General features: G+C 75.1%; 16 protein-coding genes. 12 read left to right on the top strand and 4 right to left on the bottom strand.

The window, feature by feature from the left end; all coding sequences use genetic code 11:
* From AA75_RS09670 to AA75_RS09625, 10 genes are all read left to right on the top strand, one after another.
* Nucleotides 1-1,737, top strand: a 1,737-nt coding sequence (locus AA75_RS09670) for a GMC family oxidoreductase (RefSeq protein WP_033819443.1), incomplete at its 5' end; no start/stop codon positions are given.
* An 89-nt stretch (nucleotides 1,738-1,826) separates the two neighbouring features.
* A complete protein-coding gene (locus AA75_RS09665; RefSeq protein WP_033819442.1) occupies nucleotides 1,827-2,996 on the top strand; it encodes a DUF3103 family protein in 1,170 nt (389 codons plus the stop codon).
* Between the two features lie 120 nt (nucleotides 2,997-3,116).
* Nucleotides 3,117-3,845 carry a FadR/GntR family transcriptional regulator gene (locus AA75_RS09660; RefSeq protein WP_051812064.1) on the top strand — a complete coding sequence of 243 codons (729 nt, stop codon included), beginning with the start codon at nucleotides 3,117-3,119 and terminating at the stop codon, nucleotides 3,843-3,845.
* Between the two features lie 37 nt (nucleotides 3,846-3,882).
* Nucleotides 3,883-4,842 (top strand): hypothetical protein, encoded by a 960-nt coding sequence (locus AA75_RS09655; protein WP_149038040.1) that lies wholly within the window; start codon nucleotides 3,883-3,885, stop codon nucleotides 4,840-4,842.
* Nucleotides 4,843-4,944: 102 nt separating this feature from the next.
* A complete protein-coding gene (locus tag AA75_RS09650) occupies nucleotides 4,945-6,429 on the top strand; it encodes an amino acid permease (protein ID WP_033819441.1) in 1,485 nt (494 codons plus the stop codon).
* Entirely contained in the window at nucleotides 6,426-6,863 is a 438-nt protein-coding gene (locus tag AA75_RS09645) for a hypothetical protein (protein WP_033819440.1), read from the top strand. Before AA75_RS09650 ends, AA75_RS09645 begins: the two co-directional genes overlap by 4 nt.
* Nucleotides 6,864-6,880: 17 nt before the next feature.
* Nucleotides 6,881-8,251, top strand: a complete 1,371-nt coding sequence (locus tag AA75_RS09640; RefSeq protein ID WP_033819439.1) for a dipeptidase — start codon at nucleotides 6,881-6,883, stop codon at nucleotides 8,249-8,251.
* A gap of 26 nt (nucleotides 8,252-8,277) precedes the next feature.
* Nucleotides 8,278-9,411, top strand: a complete 1,134-nt coding sequence (locus AA75_RS09635; RefSeq protein ID WP_033819438.1) for an aminopeptidase P family protein — start codon at nucleotides 8,278-8,280, stop codon at nucleotides 9,409-9,411.
* Between the two features lie 345 nt (nucleotides 9,412-9,756).
* The gene (locus tag AA75_RS09630; protein ID WP_233288975.1) at nucleotides 9,757-13,578 is read left to right on the top strand and encodes a Pls/PosA family non-ribosomal peptide synthetase; all 3,822 of its coding nucleotides are present in this window, start codon (nucleotides 9,757-9,759) and stop codon (nucleotides 13,576-13,578) included.
* A gap of 54 nt (nucleotides 13,579-13,632) precedes the next feature.
* Nucleotides 13,633-14,970, top strand: coding sequence for a M1 family metallopeptidase (locus AA75_RS09625; protein WP_033819437.1), 1,338 nt, complete (start codon nucleotides 13,633-13,635; stop codon nucleotides 14,968-14,970).
* Nucleotides 14,971-14,983: 13 nt separating this feature from the next.
* Here AA75_RS09625 and AA75_RS09620 read toward each other — a convergent pair whose 3' ends face one another.
* Nucleotides 14,984-16,741, bottom strand: coding sequence for a serine/threonine-protein kinase (locus tag AA75_RS09620; protein WP_033819445.1), 1,758 nt, complete (start codon nucleotides 16,739-16,741; stop codon nucleotides 14,984-14,986).
* Between the two features lie 192 nt (nucleotides 16,742-16,933).
* On the opposite strand from AA75_RS09620, the gene AA75_RS09615 reads away from it, so the two are divergent.
* A complete protein-coding gene (locus tag AA75_RS09615; protein WP_051812062.1) occupies nucleotides 16,934-17,995 on the top strand; it encodes a nucleotidyl transferase AbiEii/AbiGii toxin family protein in 1,062 nt (353 codons plus the stop codon).
* On the opposite strand, the gene AA75_RS09610 is transcribed toward AA75_RS09615, so the two are convergent.
* The 3 genes from AA75_RS09610 to AA75_RS09600 form a co-directional block, all read right to left on the bottom strand.
* The gene (locus AA75_RS09610; RefSeq protein ID WP_033819436.1) at nucleotides 17,953-18,306 is read right to left on the bottom strand and encodes a hypothetical protein; all 354 of its coding nucleotides are present in this window, start codon (nucleotides 18,304-18,306) and stop codon (nucleotides 17,953-17,955) included. The genes AA75_RS09615 and AA75_RS09610 overlap by 43 nt on opposite strands.
* Before the next feature lie 140 nt (nucleotides 18,307-18,446).
* Nucleotides 18,447-18,791, bottom strand: coding sequence for a hypothetical protein (locus AA75_RS09605; RefSeq protein WP_033819435.1), 345 nt, complete (start codon nucleotides 18,789-18,791; stop codon nucleotides 18,447-18,449).
* Between the two features lie 126 nt (nucleotides 18,792-18,917).
* Nucleotides 18,918-19,661, bottom strand: a complete 744-nt coding sequence (locus tag AA75_RS09600; RefSeq protein ID WP_033819434.1) for a (2Fe-2S)-binding protein — start codon at nucleotides 19,659-19,661, stop codon at nucleotides 18,918-18,920.
* 107 nt (nucleotides 19,662-19,768) lie between these two features.
* Here AA75_RS09600 and AA75_RS09595 point away from each other — a divergent pair.
* On the top strand, nucleotides 19,769-20,381 hold a 613-nt coding region (locus AA75_RS09595), incomplete at its 3' end, for a hypothetical protein (protein WP_149038039.1).

The raw sequence follows: 20,381 nt of genomic DNA, 5'->3' as shown, positions 1-20,381 counted from the left end.
GCGGCCGCGGCCGTCGACGCGTACGCGCTGCTGCGCACCGGCGCCCGGCTCGACCGCCTGCCCGAGCCGCGGCGCGAGGCGCTGCTCGCCGCCCTCGGCGCCCGCCCCGCCCTGCAGCCGCTGCTCGACGTGGTCAAGGTGCCGGTGCTGCTGGCCGCCGGCACCGAGCGGATGCTGCACCGCCGTGGCGGGACGCTCCCCGCGCCGGTGTCCGCGCCCGAGGACCCGCCGCTGGACTGCGTGCCGTCCGCCGAGTGGCCCGACCGGGCGAGTGCCGACGCCGTGGTGATCGGCTCCGGCGCGGGCGGCTCGATCGCGGCCCGGACGCTGGCCCGGGCCGGGCTGCGGGTGGTGGTGCTGGAAGAGGGACGCCACCACACCACCGCCGAGTTCGGCCGGCGCGCGCCGCTGGACCGCTTCGCCGACCTGTACCGCGACGGCGGCGCGACCGTGATGCTCGGCGCCCCGCCGGTGCTGCTGCCGACCGGCCGCGCCGTCGGCGGCACCACCGTCGTCAACTCCGGTACCTGCTACCGGACCCCCGGCCGGGTGCTGGACCGCTGGCGCTCCCGCTACGGGCTGGAGCTCGCCGACCGAACGGCCTTCGGGGCGGACCTGGACGAGATCGAACGCACCCTGCGCGTGGCGACCCAGCCGCTCGATGTGCTCGGCCGCAACGGACTGCTGACCCTGCGCGGCGCCGAGAAGCTCGGCTGGCGGGCCGGACCGCTGCGCCGCAACGCGCCCGGCTGCAAGGGGTCCTGCCAGTGCGTGGTGGGGTGCCCGGCCGGGGCCAAGCAGAGCGTGCAGCTGTCCGTGCTGCCCGACGCCTGCGCTGCCGGCGCCCGGATCGTCACCTCGGCCCGGGTGCTGCGGATCCTGGTCGACCCGGACCGGCCCGGCGGGCCGCGCGCCGCCGGGGTGGCCGTCCGGCGGCCGGACGGCAGCGCGTTCGAACTGCTCGCGCCGCTCGTGGTGGTGGCCGCGGGGGCGCTGGAGTCGCCCGCGCTGCTGCGCCGTTCGGGACTCGGCGGGCACCCGCGGACCGGGCGCAACCTGGCCGTCCACCCGGCGACCAGCGTGGCGGGCCGCTTCGCGGAGCCCGTCGCGGCGGGCCCGGCGGTGCTGCAGAGCGCGGGCGTGGAGGAGCTGCACGACGAGGGGGTGCTGATCGAGGCGACGGCGCCGCCGCCCGGGATGGGCTCGTTCGTCCTGCCCGGCCTCGGCCGGGAGTTGCGGGCGGAGCTGGCGGACGCGGACCGGCTGGCCACGCTCGGCGCGATGATCGCCGACCGCCCGGGCGGCCGGGTGCTGGGCAGCCGCCGGACCGCGCTGCGCTACCGGCTGGATCCGGCCGACGGGCGCTCGCTGCTGCGGGCGGTGGCCGCGATGGGGGAGCTGCTGTTCGCGGCGGGCGCCGACGAGGTGCTGACCGGTCTGGCCCGCACCCCCCGGGTGCGCTCCACCGCCGAGCTGCACGCCCTGCTGGACCGCAGCTCGCCGCGCGACCTGCACCTGTCCGCCTTCCACCCGACCGGCACCGTGGCGCTGGGTGCCGATCCCTCGATCTCCCCCGCGGACCGGCACGGCCGGCTGCGCGGGGTGCGGGGCGTCCTCGTCGCGGACGCCTCGGGACTCCCGGGCTGCCCGGGCGTCAACCCGCAACTGACCATCATGGCCCTGTCCCTGGCGGTCTCCCGGGCCGCCGTGGAGAACGGCTGCACCGCGGGCTATTGATGATCTGTCATGTACGCGCTTCACTGATCCCGGCGCCGCCCCCAGGTGGTGGCGCTCCCCGACCACCCAGCCGAACCAGGAGATGCCCCATGTCCTTCTCCCGTGCTCGCCGCGGCACCTTAGCGGTCGCCGTGTTCTCCCTGCTCACCCTCGCCGCCGGCCAGGCGGCCGCCGCCCCGGCCACCCCCACCGCGGCCCAGGCGCCCGCCGGTTCGGTCAGATCCGCCCAGGTCACCGAGGTCGAGCAGCAGGTGGCCCGCACCCTCGCCCTCTCGCTGGCCGACGCCGGCTGGCGCACCCGGGTCCGTACCGGCACCGGCGCCGGAGCGGCGGACCTCGGCCCGCTCGCGGCCGGTGCCACCGCCCCCGCCGCCCGGCAGCTCGCCGCCACCGTCACGGCGGCCGACCGGCGGATCGCCGCGGCCAAGGGACTCGGTGCCGACCTCGGCCCGCTGCTGCGGGTCCAGCTGGCCGACCCGTCGATGCGCGCCGCCCTGGAGGCCGGCGCGGAGCCGCTGGTGGCCGCGGCCGTCGGCGACGACCACGCCAAGAGCGTCACCGCGTACGACCGGACCGGCCGCGCGCACAGCCTGGACACCGCCGCGCTCCCCGCCCAGCCGGTCTACCTGGTCGACATCGACTCCGCGAAGACGATGACGGCGGGCCTGAAGGTGCTCAGCACCGAACTCGCCCGCAAGGGCCTCGGCAGCCCGGCGGCGGCCCCCGCCGCCCCGAAGGCCCAGGGCGGGCAGGCCGCGCAGGCCGCGGCCGGCTGGTGGGCCACCAAGGTCGACGCGATCGAGGTCTCGGACGACGAGGAGCCCTGGTTCAAGGGCGGTGCCGAGATGTTCGCCCTGGTCACCGGCTTCGGCCAGGACGGCACCCCGCGGGTCGACTCCGTCACCATGCCGTACCTCGACTACGACGGCACGGTCTACTACCCGAACCAGATCCTGGTGAACTGGTCGAACTACAAGTACAACCTGGCCGACGTCGTCCTGATGGAGGACGACGGCGACACCAACTACCTGGCGCTGGCCCAGGCCATCGCGGCCGTCCTGCTCACCATCGCCGACCAGGGCACCTACATCCCGCTGGTCAACGCGGTGCTGGCGGCCATCCCCAGCTCCTGGTGGACCGACGACCCGGACTACGTCGACTCCTGGTACACCCTCGCCAAGAACAGCTCCGGCCGGCTGAACGGCGCGGCCGCCAACGGCTGGATGAGCGTCTCGCCGTACTTCGTCCAGCAGTTCTGACCCACCGGCGGGCCGGGCCGGACCCGGCCCGCCGGGCTTGACGACGGCCCGGCCACCCGTTTGACTCCGGTCACGGGTGGCTGAGCCACTGCCACACCCGCGCAGCCGAGGAGACCGTCCGTGCCAGTCGAGATCATCGCCCGTCAGTCCGTCGTCGACGTCCTGGAGCACCGGCTGCGCGAGGACATCCTGGACGGCACCCACGGCCCCGGCGAACTGCTGCCCCCCGAACGCGAGCTGGCCGCCGGCTACGGCGTCACCCGCACCACCCTCAAGCACGCGCTCTCCCGGCTGGAGCAGGCCGGCCTGCTCAGCACCCGGCACGGCATCGGCACCCGGGTCCGGGACTTCCTGCGGGTCGGCGGCGCCGACCTGCTGCCGATGCTCGCCGCCCGCGACAACGGCTGGCTGGCCGAGGTCTTCGAGGTCCGCGGCCACATCGGCGCCCTGATCGCCCGCCGCGCCGCCGGCCGCCGCACGGTCCGCCAGGCCCGCCGGCTGGCGGAACTGCTGGAGGCGGTCGCCCAGGCCCCGGACGGGGACGCCGCCCAGCTCGCCGACGTCGAGGTCCACCGCGAACTGGCCCGGGCCACCGGCAACCGGGTGTACCTGCTGCTCACCAACACCCTCTTCAACGCCTACCTCCCGGTCCGCGCCGCGCTGCGCGCGCCGTTCGAGGACCCGGCCGAGGCCGCCGCCAGGCTCGCCCCCGTGGTCCGGGCGGTGGCCGACGGCCTGCCGGACGAGGCCGAGGCCGCCGCCACCCGCTACCTGCGGGCGACCGAGAAGATCATGCTGGGCTCGCTGCTGCCGCCCGGCGGAGCCCGACCGGCGGCGCCGCGCGCCTGAGCGGCGCACCGGGCGCCGACGCCCTAGCCTTCCTGGGGTGAGCAAGCCGGAGAACACGGGCGAGGTGTCGACGGAGTCGGCGCGCAAGCTGCTCCAGGCCGGGCTGGCCGATCCGCAGCACCTGCCGGAACGGCTCGCGCTGCTCGCGGTCAAGATGGAGGGCGCCAAGGCGCAGGCGGCCGTCGACCGGGCGCACGAGGCGCTGCCGGACGGGCCCGCCGGGTCGCTGCGCCGGCGGGTGATCGACCGCGGGGTGCGGCTGACGGTGGTCGAGGGCGGCGCGATCGGCGGCCCGTTCATGGTGCTGGTCCCGGTGGCGTTCTGCGCGGCGCTGCTCGCGCAGATCCGGATGACGCTGGCGCTGGCGGCGCTGGACGGGCGGGACCCGACGGTCCGGGACCGGGCCCTGGAGGTGCTGGTCCTCCAGGGGGTCTACCCCGACGTGGAGAAGGCCGACGAGGCGCTGACCGCGATCGAGAAGCTGCCGGGCCACGCCCCGGAGGGCCGTCTGCCGCGCGGCACCCGGCTGGCGATGGTGAAGCGGATGGCGTACCTGCTGGGCGTGATCGGACCGGCGGACGAGAAGCCGAGCCGCCTCAGGCAGGTGCTCGGCTGGGCCGCGGCGGCCGGCCTGATCACGGTCGGCATCTTCTTCCCGCTGGTGTGGATCCCGGCCATGGGTTTCGCCTACTACCGCGCCACCGGAGCCCTCGGGGCGCGGGCGGCGGCCTACTACGGGGCGACCGCGGCCGAGCTGGAGGCGGCGGAGGCCCGCGCCGAGGAGGGCGCCCGGCGGTGGAAGCCGTCGGCGGTGCTGGTGGTGGGCCGGACGGTGATCGCGACCGCGGTGCCGCTGCTCGCCCTGCTGGCGGTGATCGCCGCCGATGTGAAGCTGATCGGCAGCAGGCCGGCCGCCGCGGCGCTCGCCGTGATCGCGGTGTCGGTGGGGGTGGCGACCTGGCAGGGCATCCGGCACTGGCGCCGCCGCGACCGCTGACCGGGCGGCGTCACCCGGACGGCCCGGCGTGGGCGCGGGCCGGCCGCCGCCGTGATGGCGTGGGTCACGACCCTTGCTGATCGGCGGCCCGGAGGAGCGTGCATGAGTTCGATGGATCTGCCGGCGGACGGCAGGGGCGGCCCGGCCGCGGAGGTCCGAACCCGCGCGGCCCGGGCGGTGTCCGCCCCGCGGCTCAGCTGGCTGACCCTGGCGCTGATGACGACCAGTTCGGTCGCCAGCCTGCGGGCCGCGCCGACCATGGCGGTCTACGGCCTGGCCTGCGTGTTCCTCTACATCGTCCCGGCGATCGTCTTCCTGCTGCCGACCGCGCTGGTCTCGGCCGAGCTGGCCTCCGGCTGGGACGGCGGCGTCTACAACTGGGTCTCCCAGGGGCTGTCCAAACCGCTCGGCTTCCTCGCGGTGTGGTGCCAGTTCGCGATGACGATCTTCTACTACCCGAGCCTGCTCGCCTACGTGGCCTCCACCATCGCGTACGTGGTGAACCCGGCGCTGGCCAGCAGCGGGCTCTACACCGCCATCGTGATCATCGTCCTGTACTGGACCGGGGTCTGGGTCTCCGCACGCGGCACCGGCGCGGTGGCGGGGCTGGCCTCCTGGGGCCTGGTGATCGGCACGCTGATCCCCGGCGCCCTGCTGGTGGTGCTCGGCGGGGTCTTCCTCGGCCAGGGCAACGCCTCCGCGGCGCCGATGAACGCCTCGCACATCCTGCCCGCCTGGACCGGCCTGGCCAGCCTGGTGCTGATCGTCAACAACTTCCTCAGCTACTCGGGCATGGAGATGAACGCCGTGCACGTCTCCTCGCTGAAGGACCCGCCGCGGGAGTTCCCCAAGTCGATGTTCCTGGCGATGGGGCTGGTCCTGCTGATCTTCATCCTGCCGGCCCTGGCGATCAGCTGGGTGGTCCCGGCCGACCAGCTCAGCCTGACCGCCGGGGTGATGCAGGCCTTCGACGCCTTCTTCCAGTACTTCGACGTCGGCTGGCTGACCCCGGTGATCGCGGTGGGCCTGGTGGCCGCCTCGCTCGGCGGCATGCTCACCTGGCTGGCCGGCCCGTCCAAGGGCCTGCTGCTGATCTCCCGGCAGGAGGGCTACCTGCCGCCGTTCCTGCAGCGCCTCAACAGCCACGGCGTCCAGCAGAACATCCTGGTCACCCAGGGTGTGGTGACGACCGCGATCGCCCTGATGTACGCCTTCATCCCGAACGTCTCCAGCGCCTACTGGATCTTCTCGGTGATCACCACCCAGGTGTACCTGATCGTCTACCTGCTGATGTTCGTGGCAGCGATCCGGCTGCGCCGCCTGCAGCCCGAACACCCGCGCGGCTACCGGGCGCCCCTGCTGGTGACCCTGTGCGTGACCGGCCTGGTGGCCTCGGCGGCGGCGATGGTGATCGGCTTCGTGCCGTCCTCGCAGTTCGGCGGCGGCAGCGTCTGGGCGTACGTGCTGATCGTGGCCGGCGGCCTGCTGGTGCTCGGGGTGATCATCCCGTTCTGCTGCCTGAGGTTCCGCAAGCCGAGCTGGCGGACGGTGGACGCCGCGGACCCGGCCGCCGGCGGCGCGGCGTGAGCCCGACCAGGTTCGCCTCCGAGCACCGCTGGATCTACGTCGGCGCGATCGTGGTGCTGGTCGGGATGCTGATCACCGGGATCCTGGTCTACACCCAGCAGCACCACAACATCCAGGCCAACAAGAAGGCCCAGGAGCTGTCCGGGCAGCTCGAGGCGGCCGGCTACCGGGTGCCCGACCAGGACCAGATCGTCTCCACCCTGGGCACCAGCGGCGGCGCGGTCTGCGCCTCCCCGGGCAGCGTCCTGAAGAACGCGCTCTGGCTGCAGAACATCTCCAACGGCGCGGCCGGCCCGGGTCAGCGGCCGGTGATCGGCGACCGCCGCGCCATCGAGGTGGAGGCCCTGATCCTGGGGGTCTACTGCCCCGACGAACTGGTCAAGTACCAGGACAAGCTGGAGGAGATCAAGACCTCGGACACCGTCAAGAACTGAGACCCCAGGAGCCCGCCATGCCCCAGGACCCCACCGACGACGGTCTCGCCCGCCGGATCGCCGCTCTGATGCCCCGCGCCAAGGCCGACCTGGCCGAGCTGGTCGCCATCCCGTCCGTCGCCGACCCGCGCCAGTACCCGCCGCAGAAGTGCCGGGAGGCCGCCGAGTGGCTGGTGGCCGCGTTCACCGAGGCGGGGCTGCGCGACGTCCACCTCGCCGAGACCCCGGACGGCAGCCACGCGGTGCTCGGCCACCGCCCGCCGCCGAAGGGCGCCCCGACCGTGCTGCTCTACTGCCACTACGACGTGCAGCCGCCGCTGGACGACGTGGCCTGGACCTCGCCGCCGTTCGAACTGACCGAGCGCGACGGCCGCTGGTACGGCCGCGGCAGCGCCGACTGCAAGGGCAACGTCGTCATGCACCTCACCGCGCTGCGGGCACTCGGCGACGACGTCCCGGTCGGGCTGAAGTTCGTCGCCGAGGGCTCCGAGGAGCAGGGCACCGGCGGCCTGGAGGACTACGTCCGGGCGCACGTGGACGAGCTGCACGCGGACGCGCTGCTGGTCTGCGACACCGGCAACGCCGCCGTCGGCGTGCCCACCGCCACCACCACCCTGCGGGGACTGGCCAACCTCGTGGTCGGCGTCTCCACGCTGGCGGGCGACGTGCACTCCGGAATGTTCGGGGGGCCCGCGCCGGACGCCCTCGCCGCGCTGATCCGGATCCTGGACTCGCTGCGGGACGCCGACGGCGGCACCCGGATCACGGGCCTGGACGCCGACGGGCAGTGGGCCGGGGCCGGCTACGACGAGCAGCAGTTCCGCACCGACGCCGGGGTGCTGGACGGTGTCGCGCTGACCGGCACGGGCAGCGTCGCCGACCGGCTGTGGGCCAGACCCGCGGTCACCGTGCTCGGCATCGACTGCCCGCCGGTGGTCGGCTCGGCGGCCGCCGTCCCGGCCGCCGCCCGGGCCCGGGTGAGCCTGCGGGTCCCGCCGGGCACCGACCCGCGCACGGCACTGGACGCGCTCACCGCGCACCTGAAGGCGGCCGCACCCTGGGGCGCCAGGGTCGAGGTCGAGCCGGAGGGCACCGGCGCACCGTTCCGGGCCGCCACCGACGGCCGCGCGTACGCCGCGCTCGACCGGGCGATGCGGGAGGTGTACGGCAGGGAGATCTCCTTCCTCGGGCAGGGCGGCTCGATCCCGCTGTGCAACGTGCTCGCCGGGGCCTACCCGGAGGCGGAGATCATCCTGATGGGCGTGGAGGAGCCGCGCTGCCTGATCCACGCGCCGAACGAGAGCGTCGATCCGGCCGAGATCGAGCACATGGCCCACGTCGAGGCGCTGTTCCTGCGCCACTACGCCGAGACCGCCGCCCGGCGCTGAGCCGGCCGGCAGAGAGCAGGGAAGCGATGCCGAACCTGACCGCCGCGCGGCCCTTCACCGCGCGGGACTTCGCCGCCCGGACGGGCCGCGCGGCCGAGGCGGCCGCGGCCGCGGGCCTGGCGGGTCTGGTCGTCACGCCCGGCCCGGACCTGCTGTACCTCACCGGCTACCAGCCCGTCGCGATCACCGAGCGGCTGACCGCGCTGCTGCTGTCGGCCGGCCGCGAGCCGGTCCTGCTGGTGCCCAGGCTGGAGCGGCCGGACGCGGAGGCCTGCCCCGGCGCGTCCTCGCTGCGCCTGCTGGACTGGGCCGACGGCGCCGACCCGTACCCGGTGCTCGCCCCGCTGCTGGACCCGCACGGCAGCTACGGGATCTCCGACGCCGCCTGGGCGATGCACCTGCTGGGCCTGCAGGAGGCGCTGCCGGACAGCGGGTACCGCTCGCTCACCCGGGCCGTGCCGATGCTGCGGGCGGTCAAGGACGCCGACGAGCTGGAGCGGCTCGGTGGCGCCGGGGGAGCGGCGGACGCGGCGTACCGCTCGATCCTGGAGGTGCGCTTCGCGGGCCGCCGGGAGACCGAGGTCGCCGCCGACCTGGCCGAGCTGCTGCTGGAGTACGGCCACAGCCGGGTCGACTTCACGGTGGTCGGCTCCGGGCCGAACGGTGCCAACCCGCACCACGAGGCGGGCGAGCGGGTCATCACGGAGGGCGACACCGTGGTGCTGGACTTCGGCGGACTGCGGGACGGCTACGGCTCGGACACCACCAGGACCGTGCACGTCGGCCCGGACGTCCCGGCCGAGGTGCGCGAGGTGCACGAGGTGGTCCGGGTGGCGCAGCAGAAGGCGTTCGAGGCGGTGCGGCAGGGCGTGGAGTGCCAGGAGATCGACCGGGTGGCCCGCCGGGTGATCACCGAGGCCGGTTACGGGGAGTACTTCATCCACCGCACCGGACACGGCATCGGTTTGACCACGCACGAACCGCCGTACATGGTGGAGGGCGAGACCCAGCCGCTGGTGCCGGGCATGTGCTTCTCGATCGAGCCCGGGATCTACCTGCCCGGGCGGTTCGGTGTCCGGATCGAGGACATCGTCACCGTCACCGCCACCGGCGGCCGGCGCCTCAACAACACCCCGCACGAGCTGGGGATCGTGGCCTAGGCCGCCACGCCGCGTGACGCGGGCCACACCCATTGTGTGGCGTGGCTCACATCGGCCGCAACTGGCTGATGGATCGTCAGATCGACTGACGGTCCGTCATATCCATTGTCAGACAGTATGCCTGATAGCTGACGGAGTGTCAGTGGAGCGCGGATCAGGGCCAGTTGGGATGAGCGGCGGTCAGCCCGTTCGGGCCGCCGCAGGGCTACCATCGACGGGTTGTCCGCTTTCGGCCCGAAGCGAGTGGACGGGGACGAGGACGAGGAGCGCACGACTGTGACCACGCCGACCGGCACACTGCAGGAACAGGCACCCGACACGGAGCGGCCCGCCGCCCCGCTCGCGGTGTACCCGGGGCGCCCCGCGCCCGCGGCCCGCACCCTGGTCGAGCTGCTGGACGCCACCGTGCAGGCCCACCCCCAGGAACCCGCCCTCGACGACGGCCGCACCACCCTCAGCTACGCCGCCCTGGCCGCCGAGGTCGAGACCCAGCGCCGCCGGCTGGCCGCCGCCGGGATCGGCACCGGCGACCGGGTCGGCATCCGCGTCCCCTCCGGCACCAACGACCTCTACGTCTGCATCCTGGCCGTCCTGGCGGCGGGCGCCGCCTACGTCCCGGTGGACGCCGAGGACCCGGACGAGCGCGCCGAGCTGGTCTTCGGCGAGGCCGAGGTGGCCGCCGTCCTCGGCGCCGACCGGGCACTGACCGTGACCGGCGGAACCCGGCCCGCCCGCCCGGCGGGCCGGCCGACCCCGCAGGACGACGCCTGGATCATCTTCACCTCCGGCTCCACCGGCAAGCCCAAGGGCGTCGCCGTCACCCACCGCAACGCCGCCGCCTTCGTCGACGCCGAGGCCGCGCTCTTCCTCCAGGAGGAGCCGATCGGCCCCGGCGACCGGGTGATGGCCGGCCTGTCCGTCGCCTTCGACGCCTCCTGCGAGGAGATGTGGCTGGCCTGGCGCTACGGCGCCTGCCTGGTACCCGTCCCGCGCTCCCAGGTGCGCAGCGGCGCCGACCTCGGCCCCTGGCTCGCCGACCAGGAGATCACCGTGGTCTCCACCGTGCCCACGCTGGCCGCGCTGTGGCCTGCCGAGGCGCTCAACGAGGTGCGGCTGCTGATCTTCGGCGGCGAGGCCTGCCCGCCCGAGCTGGTGCAGCGCCTGGTCACCGAGGGCCGCGAGGTGTGGAACACCTACGGCCCCACCGAGGCCACCGTGGTCGCCTGCGGCTCCCTGCTCACCGGCGACGGCCCGGTCCGGATCGGCCTGCCGCTGGACGGCTGGCAGCTCGCCGTGGTCGACGAGGCCGGCGACCCGGTACCGATGGGCGGCAGCGGGCAGCTGGTGATCGGCGGCATCGGCCTCGCCCGCTACCTCGACCCCGAGAAGGACGCCGAGAAGTACGCCCCGCTGAAGTCCATGGACTGGGAGCGCGCGTACCGCAGCGGCGACCTGGTCAAGGCCGAGCCCGAGGGCCTGCTCTTCCTCGGCCGCGCCGACGAACAGATCAAGCTCGGCGGCCGCCGGATCGAACTCGGCGAGGTCGACGCCGCCCTCCAGGCACTGCCCGGGGTGCAGGGCGCCGCCGCGGCCGTCCGCACCGCCCGCGGCGGAAACCAGCTGCTGGTCGGCTACCTGGTCACCCAGGACGGCTGGGACCACGCCGCGGCCGTCGAACGGCTGCGCGCCGAGCTGCCCGCTGCCCTGGTCCCGCTGCTCGCGCCCGTCGAGTCGCTGCCCACCCGCACCTCCGGCAAGGTCGACCGGGCGGCGCTGCCCTGGCCGCTGCCCGAACTGGAGGGCGCCGGCCCCGCCGAGCAGCTGTACGGCACCGAGGCCTGGCTCGCCGAGCAGTGGACCGAGATCCTCGGCGTCCCGGTCGGCAGCGCCCAGGACGACTTCTTCGCCATCGGCGGCGGAAGCCTCGCCGCCGCCCGGCTCACCACCCTGCTGCGCACCCGCTACCCGTCGGCCGCGGTGTTCGACATCTACCAGCAGCCGGTCCTGCGCAAGCTGGCCCGCCACCTGGAGCGCTCCGCGCAGGGCGACGGCGCCGCCCGGACCGTCGAACCGGTCCCCGCCCGGGCCGGGATCGTCCAGCTGCTCCTGCTGCTGCCGCTGTTCACCCTGGTCGGCCTGCGCTGGACCACCCTCCTGCTGGCCCTCGGCAACGCACTGGCCTGGTTCGGTGCCTACCCGTGGGCGCCGACCGCCTCCTGGTGGGTGGTGCTGCCGATGGTGGCGGCGCTGTTCAGCCCGCCCGGCAAGGTGGCCGTCGCGGCCGGCGGCGCCCGGCTGCTGCTGCGCGGCGTCGAACCGGGCAGCCACCCGCGCGGCGGCCCGGTCCACCTGCGGCTGTGGACCGCGGAGCGGCTCGCCGAGCTCAGCGGCGCGACCGAGCTGTCCGGCTCCTGGCTGGTGCGCTACGGCCGCGCGCTCGGCGCCCGGATCGCCCCCGACGTCGACCTGCACTCGCTGCCGCCGGTCACCGGCCTGCTGCGGCTCGGCAAGGGCTGCGCCGTAGAGGCCGAGGTCGACCTGTCCGGCTACTGGCTGGACGGCGACCGGCTGGAGATCGGCCAGATCCGGGTCGGCTCCGGCGCCGTGGTCGGCACCCGCAGCGTGCTCTTCCCGGGCTCCCGGGTCGGCAAGCGCGCCCAGGTCGCCCCCGGCTCCGGCGTCACCGGCCAGATCCCGACCGGCCAGCGCTGGGCCGGTGCGCCCGCCGTCAAGCTCGGCAAGGCCGACCGGTCCCGCCCCGGGCAGCGCCCGCCGCGCCGGGCCCGCTGGGCCGCGCTGTACGGCGCCAGCGGGCTCGGCCTGAGCCTGCTGCCGGTGGTCTCCGCGCTCGCCGCCCTCGCCGTGCTGGCCCGGTTCGTCCACTCCGGGGACGGCCTCGGCGCCGCACTCGGTGGCGCGCTGGCCGCGGTGGTTCCCGCCACGCTGGCCTTCGGCCTGGTCTACGCGGTGCTGCTGGTCGCCGCCGTCCGGCTGCTCTCCCTGGGCCTGCGCCCCGGCTACCACCCGCTGCACGGCCGGATCGGCTGGCAGGCCTGGACCGTCAGCCAGCTGATGGACCTGGCCCGCGAAACGCTGTTCCCGCTCTACGCCGGCCTGATCACCCCGGTCTGGCTGCGCGCCCTCGGCATGAAGGTCGGCAGCCGGGCCGAGGTCTCCACCGTGCTCGCCCTGCCCAGCCTCACCACCGTCGGCGATGGTGCCTTCCTCGCCGACGACACCCTGATCGCCCCGTACGAGCTCGGCGGCGGCTGGCTGCGGCTGGGCGAGGCCGAGATCGGCGAGCGGGCCTTCCTCGGCAACTCGGGGATGACCGCGCCCGGCCGGGCCGTGCCGGACCGTGGCCTGGTGGGCGTGCTGTCCGCCACCCCGAAGAAGGCCAAGAAGGGCAGCTCGTACCTGGGCATGCCGCCGATGCGGCTGCCGCGCGCGGCCGACTCCGGCGACCAGAGCCGCACCTACGACCCGCCGGCCCGGCTGCTGTGGGCCCGCGGCCTGACCGAGCTCTGCCGGATCGTCCCGGTGCTGGCCTCGGCCGCCCTCGGGGTGCTCACCCTGGCGGAGCTGGCCTGGCTCGCCACCGCCGGATCCCCGCTGCTCGCCGCGGCGCTGTCCGGTGTGGTGCTGCTCGGCGCGGGCGCGCTCGCCTGCGCGGTGTCGATCGCCGCCAAGTGGCTGCTGGTCGGCCGCTTCCGGGCGGTGGAGCACCCGCTGTGGAGCGGCTTCGTGTGGCGCAACGAGCTGGCCGACACCTTCGTCGAGGTGCTGGCCGTGCCGTGGCTGATCGGAGCGGTGCCCGGCACCCCCGTGCTCAACCTGTGGCTGCGCGGGCTCGGCGCCCGGATCGGCCGCGGCGTGTGGTGCGAGAGCTACTGGCTGCCGGAGGCCGACCTGGTCACCCTCGGTGACGGGGTCAGCATCAACCGCGGCTGCGTCCTGCAGACCCACCTCTTCCACGACCGGATCATGCGGATGGATACTGTGGTCCTCCGCGAGGGCGCCACGCTCGGCCCCGGCGGAATCGTGCTGCCGGGCAGCACCATCGGGGCCCGCAGTACGCTCGGGCCTGCCTCGCTGGTGATGCGCGCGGAGTCCGTCCCCGCCGACACCCGCTGGCTGGGCAACCCGATCGAGGCCTGGCAGGCGTAGCGCCCTACCCCACGGGCGCGGTTTTCCGTAAGACGGCAGGGAGAGTTCGCACCGTTGAGCCCCAAGCAGGCGCCGCAGCTCGGCGTCGACCCGTACTTCCCCACCCACGGTGACACCCGGTACCGGGTCCACCGGTACGAACTGGCCCTGGACTACAAGCCCGGCCCCAACCGGCTGGGCGGCTCCGCCCGGCTGACCGCGGTGGCCGGCGGTGAGCCGCTGCGGGAGTTCACCCTCGACCTGAACGACTTCAGGATCGGCCGGGTGCTGGTCGACGGCCGCGCCGCGCACTACACCCACCGGGGCGGGAAGCTGCGGATCCGGCCCGCGAAGGCGCTCGCGGCCGGCGCCGCGTTCACCGTCGAGGTGCACTACAGCGGCAACCCCAAGCCGGTCCGCAGCCCCTGGGGCGGCGTCGGCTGGGAGGAGCTCACCGACGGCGCGCTGGTGGCCAGCCAGCCGATCGGCGCACCGTCCTGGTACCCGTGCAACGACCGGCCCGCCGACAAGGCCTCGTACCAGATAGCGATCACCACGCCCTCGCCGTACTCCGTGCTGGTCGGCGGCCGGCTGCTGACCCGCACCACCCGGGGCTCCACCACCACCTGGGTCTACGAGCAGGCCGCCCCCACCTCCAGCTACCTGGTCTGCGTCTCGATCGGCCAGTACGAGCTGCTGCGGCTCGGCGGCCCGGACACCGGCGAGGTGCCGCAGCAGGCCCACGCACCGGCCCGGCTGGTGCCGCAGGCCACCCACGACTTCGGGCGGCAGGGCGCGATGATGCGGCTGTTCGAGGAACTGTTCGGGCCGTACCCGTTCGACGGCTACACCGTGGTGGTCGCGGACGAGGAGCTGGACGTCCCGGTCGAGGCGCAGGGGGTGGCCACCTTCGGCACCAACCACGTCGACGGCGCCCGCGGCTCCGAACGGCTGATCGCCCACGAGCTCGCCCACCAGTGGTTCGGCAACAGCGTCACGGTCGCCGACTGGCGGCACATCTGGCTCAACGAGGGCTTCGCCAAGTACGCCGAGTGGATCTGGTCCGAGCGCTCCGGCGGCCGGCCCGCCGCCCACCACGCCGCCGTCGCGCACAGCCTGCTCGCCGGCCTGCCGCAGGACCTGCGGCTGGCCGACCCCGGCCGGGACCGGATGTTCGACGACCGGCTGTACGAGCGCGGCGGACTCGCCGTGCACGCGCTGCGCTGCGCGCTCGGCGACGAGTCCTTCTTCCGCATGGTCAAGGACTGGACGACGCTCAACCGGCACGGCGTGGTCGGCACCGCCGGATTCACCGCGCACGTCCGGCGCTACCCCTCGCGGCGGCCGGTGGACGGGGTGCTGGAGGCCTGGCTGCACGAGACGCTGCTGCCGCCGCCGCCGATCCCGGGCTGAGCCGGGCGGGCGGTCAGGCGTCGTTCGGCCACTCGTGGATGACCTTGCCCTGGGCGCCCGCCGTCAGGTAGCCGACGGCTTCGTACGCGCCCAGGAGGTAGTACCGCAGGGTGATCTCCGACGCGAACCAGCCGTAGTCCACCTTGATGTAGCGCATCGTGGGGCTGGACACCTTGAGATCGGCCTCGGCCGTCTTGAAGACGGTCGGGATCTGGTCCCAGTTGATCTGGGAGAGGTCGGCGATCTGATCCGAGCCGATGCTGCTCCCGGGCTCCGAGGTGAGCTTGCCGTTGCGGTAGGTGACGTCGTCGTACACCTTCGGGTTGGACTTGTTGACCACCTCGGCCGAGGCGTAGTCGTCGTAGATCGTCAGATCGACGACCTTGGTGGTGCCGAGCTGGGCGCGGATCGCCTCCGTGACGGCCCGCGCGCCGTCCGGGGTGAGCAGGCTCTTGCCGCCCGGGGCGGCGGCCGCCGGAGACGCCGCCTTCGGCGCGCCGGTGGTACCGGAGGCTGTGGCGGGCGCCCCCGTGCTCGTGGTGACGGACGGGTGGGTGCCCGAGCCGGTGGTGTCGCCCGAGGTGCCGGAGTGGCCGGGGCCGAGCAGGCCGGTGTTCAGGCTCCAGCCGAGCAGGCCGACCAGCGCGACGCCCGCCACGGCGGCGACGATCAGCGCGTTGCGGCGGCCCTTCGACGCCGGACCGGGCTGCGCCCACGGTGCCTGGGTGGGCCCGGTGCCGTACCCGGCCGGGCCGAACCCGCCGGTGGGGTGGCTGCCGCTGCCGTACCCGGCGGCCGGGTGGCCGGTCATCGGGCCGGTCGGGCCGGTCGGGTAGGGGGTGGTGCCGTTCAGCTGGGTCGGCTGGTACGGGGCCGTGCCGTTGAGCTGGGTCGGGGCGAACACCGACTGGCCGCCCGCGGTGCCGTCGATGCCCTGCTCGGCGGCGGCAAGCAGCCGGTCCAGCTGCTCGGCGTCCGGGCGGGCCGCGGGATCGCGGGCGAGCAGCGCCGCCAGCGTCGGCCCGAGCGGGCCGGAGCGCACCGGCGGCGGCAGCGGCTCGTCCAGCACCGCGGCCAGGGTGGCCAGGCTGGTCGAGCGGCGCAGCGGATGGTGGCCCTCCACCGCGACGTACAGCATCATGCCGAGCGACCACAGGTCGGAGGACGGGTTGCCCTCCTGGCCGCGGATCCGCTCCGGGGCGATGAACTCCGGCGAGCCGATCAGCGAGCCGGTGGCGGTGAGGCTGGTCGACTCGCTCAGCGCGGCGATGCCGAAGTCCGTCAGCACCGGGGTGCCGTCGGTGCGCAGCAGCACGTTCCCGGGCTTCACGTCGCGGTGCTGGATGCCCGCCGCGTGGGCGGCCCGCAGGGCGGACAGCACACCGCGGCCGATCCTGGCCGCCTCCGGCGCCGACAGCGGCCCCTGGGCCAGCCGGTCCTGCAGCGAACCGCCGCTGACCAGCTCCATCACCAGCCAGGGGTGGGGGAGTTCGGCGGTGTCGACGATGTGGTAGATGATCACCACATGGGGGTGCTGGAGCCGCGCCAGGGCCTGCGCCTCGCGCAGCACCCGCTCGCGCAGCTCGTACGCCGCCGCCGGGTCGGCCGCCAGCATCGCCGGGTCCGGCGGGCGGACCTCCTTGAGTGCCACCTCGCGCTGCAGGAGGGTGTCCCGCGCACGCCACACCAGGCCCATGCCGCCGCCGCCGAGTCGTTGCAGCAACTCGAAGCGGCCGTCGATGAGCTGGGCTGCGGGCTCCCCTGTAGTCATGGCCGTCATCGTAGGGGTTCCCGCGGACAGCCCTTGACGGGGGAGAAGGCCGCGGGCCCGGGGCCCGCACGGCTCGGGCGCCGGTCGTATGCGGCCGGGTCGAGGGGCGGCGGTGGAGGGGCGGGGCCGCCGTGGGCCTGTCGGTGGCCGCCGGTAGCGTCGGCCGCGGCCGGGCGGGAGAAGGAGGGTGCGGTGGCGGGGACGGGAGACGGGTGGCGTGGTGCCGGGCCGGCCGGTGCGCACCGGGCGGTGCTGGACCATGTGCTCGCGCTGATGGCGGACCTCGCCTGGGAGCAGGGGCTGGTCCTGCGCGGCAGCATGTGCCTGACCGCCTGGGCGCCCGGCCTGGCCCGTGAGCCCGCCGACCTCGACTGGATCGTGCCGAGTCCGGCCGGTTTCCCGGTCGACCTCCAGGACCCGCATCCGTACCTGGCCGGTCCCGAAGCCGTCCAGCAGTGGCCGGAGGCCTTCGACGGCGCGGCCCGCTACGAGATCTGGCGCACGGAGGAGTTCGGGACGGCGGGCCTGCACGCGGCCTTCCCGCCGGAGGGGCTGCACTGGCTGGCGGAGGACGAGGACCACCCCGACTTCGGCGACCTCTTCGACCCGGCCGCGGCGCTGACCGCCCTGGTACGGGCCGCGCCGCAGGTCGCGCCCGGTCTCGTCCTCGACCCGGACGGCCTGCGGGTGGACGGCGGTTGGACGTACCGCAGGTACGACACACCCGGGGTGCGGCTGGTGGTGCCCTGGCGGGCCGACGGGCTGCCGCCGGGCGAGGTCCGGCTGGACTTCGCCCGGGACGAGTGGCTGCCGCAGGCCCCGGTGCTGACCGCGATCCCGCGCGCCGACGGCGGCCGTCCCACGGCGGTCCGCACGGCGAGCCGCGAGCTGTCACTGGCCTGGAAGCTCTGCTGGCTGCACGGCGACGCCGCGGGGGAGGGGACGCCGCGCGGCAAGGACCTGTACGACGCCGTCCTGCTGGCCGAGCACCCGGCGACCAGGTTGACGGCCCGGCTGGTGCGCACGGTGCTGCGCCGCTCGGGGACCTGCGGCGCGGGCGACGGGGACGGGTTCGACGTGCGGGAGGTCTGCCGACGGGTGGACCGGGCGGCGTTCGCGCGGGAGCACCCGTGGGTGCGGGGCTCCGCCGAGGAGTGGGTGCGGCGGCTGGCCGGGGCGCTGGAGCCGGTGTTGGGCGCCGGCGGCCGGGTTCAGCCGACGCGGCAGGGGATCTCCAGGTCCTCGCTCAGGTAGTAGACCGCGCAGACCCGGTGGTAGCCGTCCGCGATCACCAGCGGCTGCCCGCGCAGCAGCAGGACCGGGGACAGCTTGTGGCCCGCCCTGACCTTGCCGATGTTGTCCGCTACGTGCACGTTGTCCTCGGGGAGCAGCGGCAGTTCGGAGGCCCGCAGGATGTCCTTGGCCTTCTTCTGCACGGTCGGCGCCTCCTTCAGCCGCTCGGCCGCGGCCTTGGCGTGGTGCGGCGACATCAGCAGCTCCAGGTAGTCGACGGCCGCCGGGAAGTCGTGCTTCTCCGGGTCCTTCTTCCAGAGCGGATCGGCCATCTCGCGGTCTCCTGACGTCGTGCGTTCCGGTGCGTCCCGGTTCCTCCCGGTGCGGACCAGGGTAGGGCGGCCGTGGTCCGAAACCCGGGCGCCGCAGGACGGTCGGCGCGCCCGTGGCGCGGTGGTGACGCCGGATCGGCTCAGCGGCCGGGGCGGAGGTCCGCGCCCGTGCGGCCCGGATCGGCCCGGCGGGACCGGAGGACGGAGGCGAGGCGGTACACGGCGGCGGCCTCGGCCCAGGCCAGCACGGTGACCAGGGCGAGGAAGGTGCCCCCGTCGGTGACGGCGCCGACGCCGGAGACGATCAGCGGCACCACGGCCGGGAACGCCACCACGGCGAGTCCGATCGTGGGCAGGGCGTGCGAGGTGTCGAGCGGGTCGGGGCCCCACGGCTCCACGCCGGCCCAGACGGCGAGTACGGCCACCAGCAGGGCGTAGGCGGCCAGGAGCCGGCGGCCCCTGGTACTCGTGTTCCGTGCCCGCATCGGGCCTCCCTCGCTCGTTCGGTGCCCGCGCCACCGTCCGGACCTGCCGGATCGCCCGGTGGGCGGGTGCCAGGGCGCGGGCGCGGCAAGGCTAGCGGTACTCCGGCGGCGCGGGGGAGCCGGGCCTCAGCGGGGGCGGCGGCGGGTGGGCGGGGCGTCGAGGACGCAGTCGCCGCAGAGGCCGCCGCCCGGCACCCGGTAGTAGAGGCAGCAGGTGGTGCGGCGGAACGGCGGCGGGCCGAGCGGGCCCACCTCCGCCGTACCGGCGAGCGGTTCCCGCTCGAGCAGGCCGGCCGCCAACCGCCTGGCGTGGAGGGCCACCTGATGGTTGCTCAGATGACTGTCGAGGACCTTCAGCGAACCGTACAGCGCCGAGGCGGTGTTGCCCCACAGCAGGCGTCCGGCCACCGGCGCCACCGACCGCACGGCCTCGCCGAGCGGTGCCAGCACGCCCGTCACCACCGAGGTGTGCAGTGCCTCGACCGGGTCGCCGGTGACGGCCGAGGCGCCCGGGAGCGGGAGCCAGAGGTCGAGCGGGCCGCCGGGCGGCAGCCGGTAGTGCGCGCGGTCGGGGTGCAGGTCGGCGGTGCCGCCGAAGGCCGCCACGCCGAGCGCCACCGACCACACCCGGGCCGCCAGCCCGAGGTGCACCACCGAGGCCGCCACCCGGGCCTCCGAGGTGCCCAACAGGTCCGCGGCCGCGCCGATCCGCCGCGCGAGGTCGGTGTCCGTTCCGGCGCGGTGGAGTTCGCGCAGCGGCCGGAAGCCCTCGGGCGGCCCGCCGCCCGGGGCGCAGGCGGCGACCTGGAAGTACGGCCCGACGGCTCCGACCAGACGGAGCACCTCGGCGGCGGGGAAGTCGGGAGGCATGCGCGCCATCCTGGCACGCCGCCGTCGGTGCACCCCTGTCGTGCCCTTCTCGCGCGTTCGGGGCGCCGCCGGGCCGGGCCGTGAGGGCGTGTCATGATGAGGTCGCCATGTTCCCGTCGACGCGGCTGCGCCTGTTGCGCGCCTTCCTGTTCTCCGGGGTCTGTACGACTCTTGGGGCCTTCGGCCATGCCTCGGCGGGAGGCGGGGGACCGGTCCCGGTGGGGGCGCTGCTGACCGGCGGTCTGCTGGTCGCCGGGGCGGCCCTGGTGCCGAACTGGCGGGAGCGCGGGCCGCTGGCCGTCACCTCCGGGGTCCTGGGCTCGCAGCTCGCGCTGCACCTGTGGTTCGCCGCGTGGGCACTGCCGCCCGGCGGACCCGGGGCCGCGGACCCGGCAAGGTTGCTGCTGGACCGGCTGCTGTGCCCGGCCGGCCTCCACCACCCGGCCCTCACCCCGGCCGTCGCGCCCGAGCAGGTCCCGGATCTGCTGCGGGCGGCCGGGCTCGACCCCGGGCAGTTCCTCGCCGCCGCCCCGCAGCACGGGACGCACTGGCCGATGACGGCCGCCCACCTGCTGGCCGCGCTGGCCTGCGCCTGGTGGCTGCGGCAGGGCGAGGCCGCGTTCTTCCGGCTGCTGCCCGCGCTGCGGCCGGCCGGCCGGTTCACGCTGGCGGCGCTGGCGGGGCTGGCCGCGCTGTGGTCCGCCCGCCGCCCGGCGCCGC

It is taken from the genome of Kitasatospora sp. MBT63, assembly GCF_000710465.2.
Classification (GTDB): Bacteria; Actinomycetota; Actinomycetes; order Streptomycetales; family Streptomycetaceae; genus Kitasatospora.
Note: the sequence above shows the minus strand (reverse complement) of the source record. Positions and strands in the feature narration are given on the sequence as shown.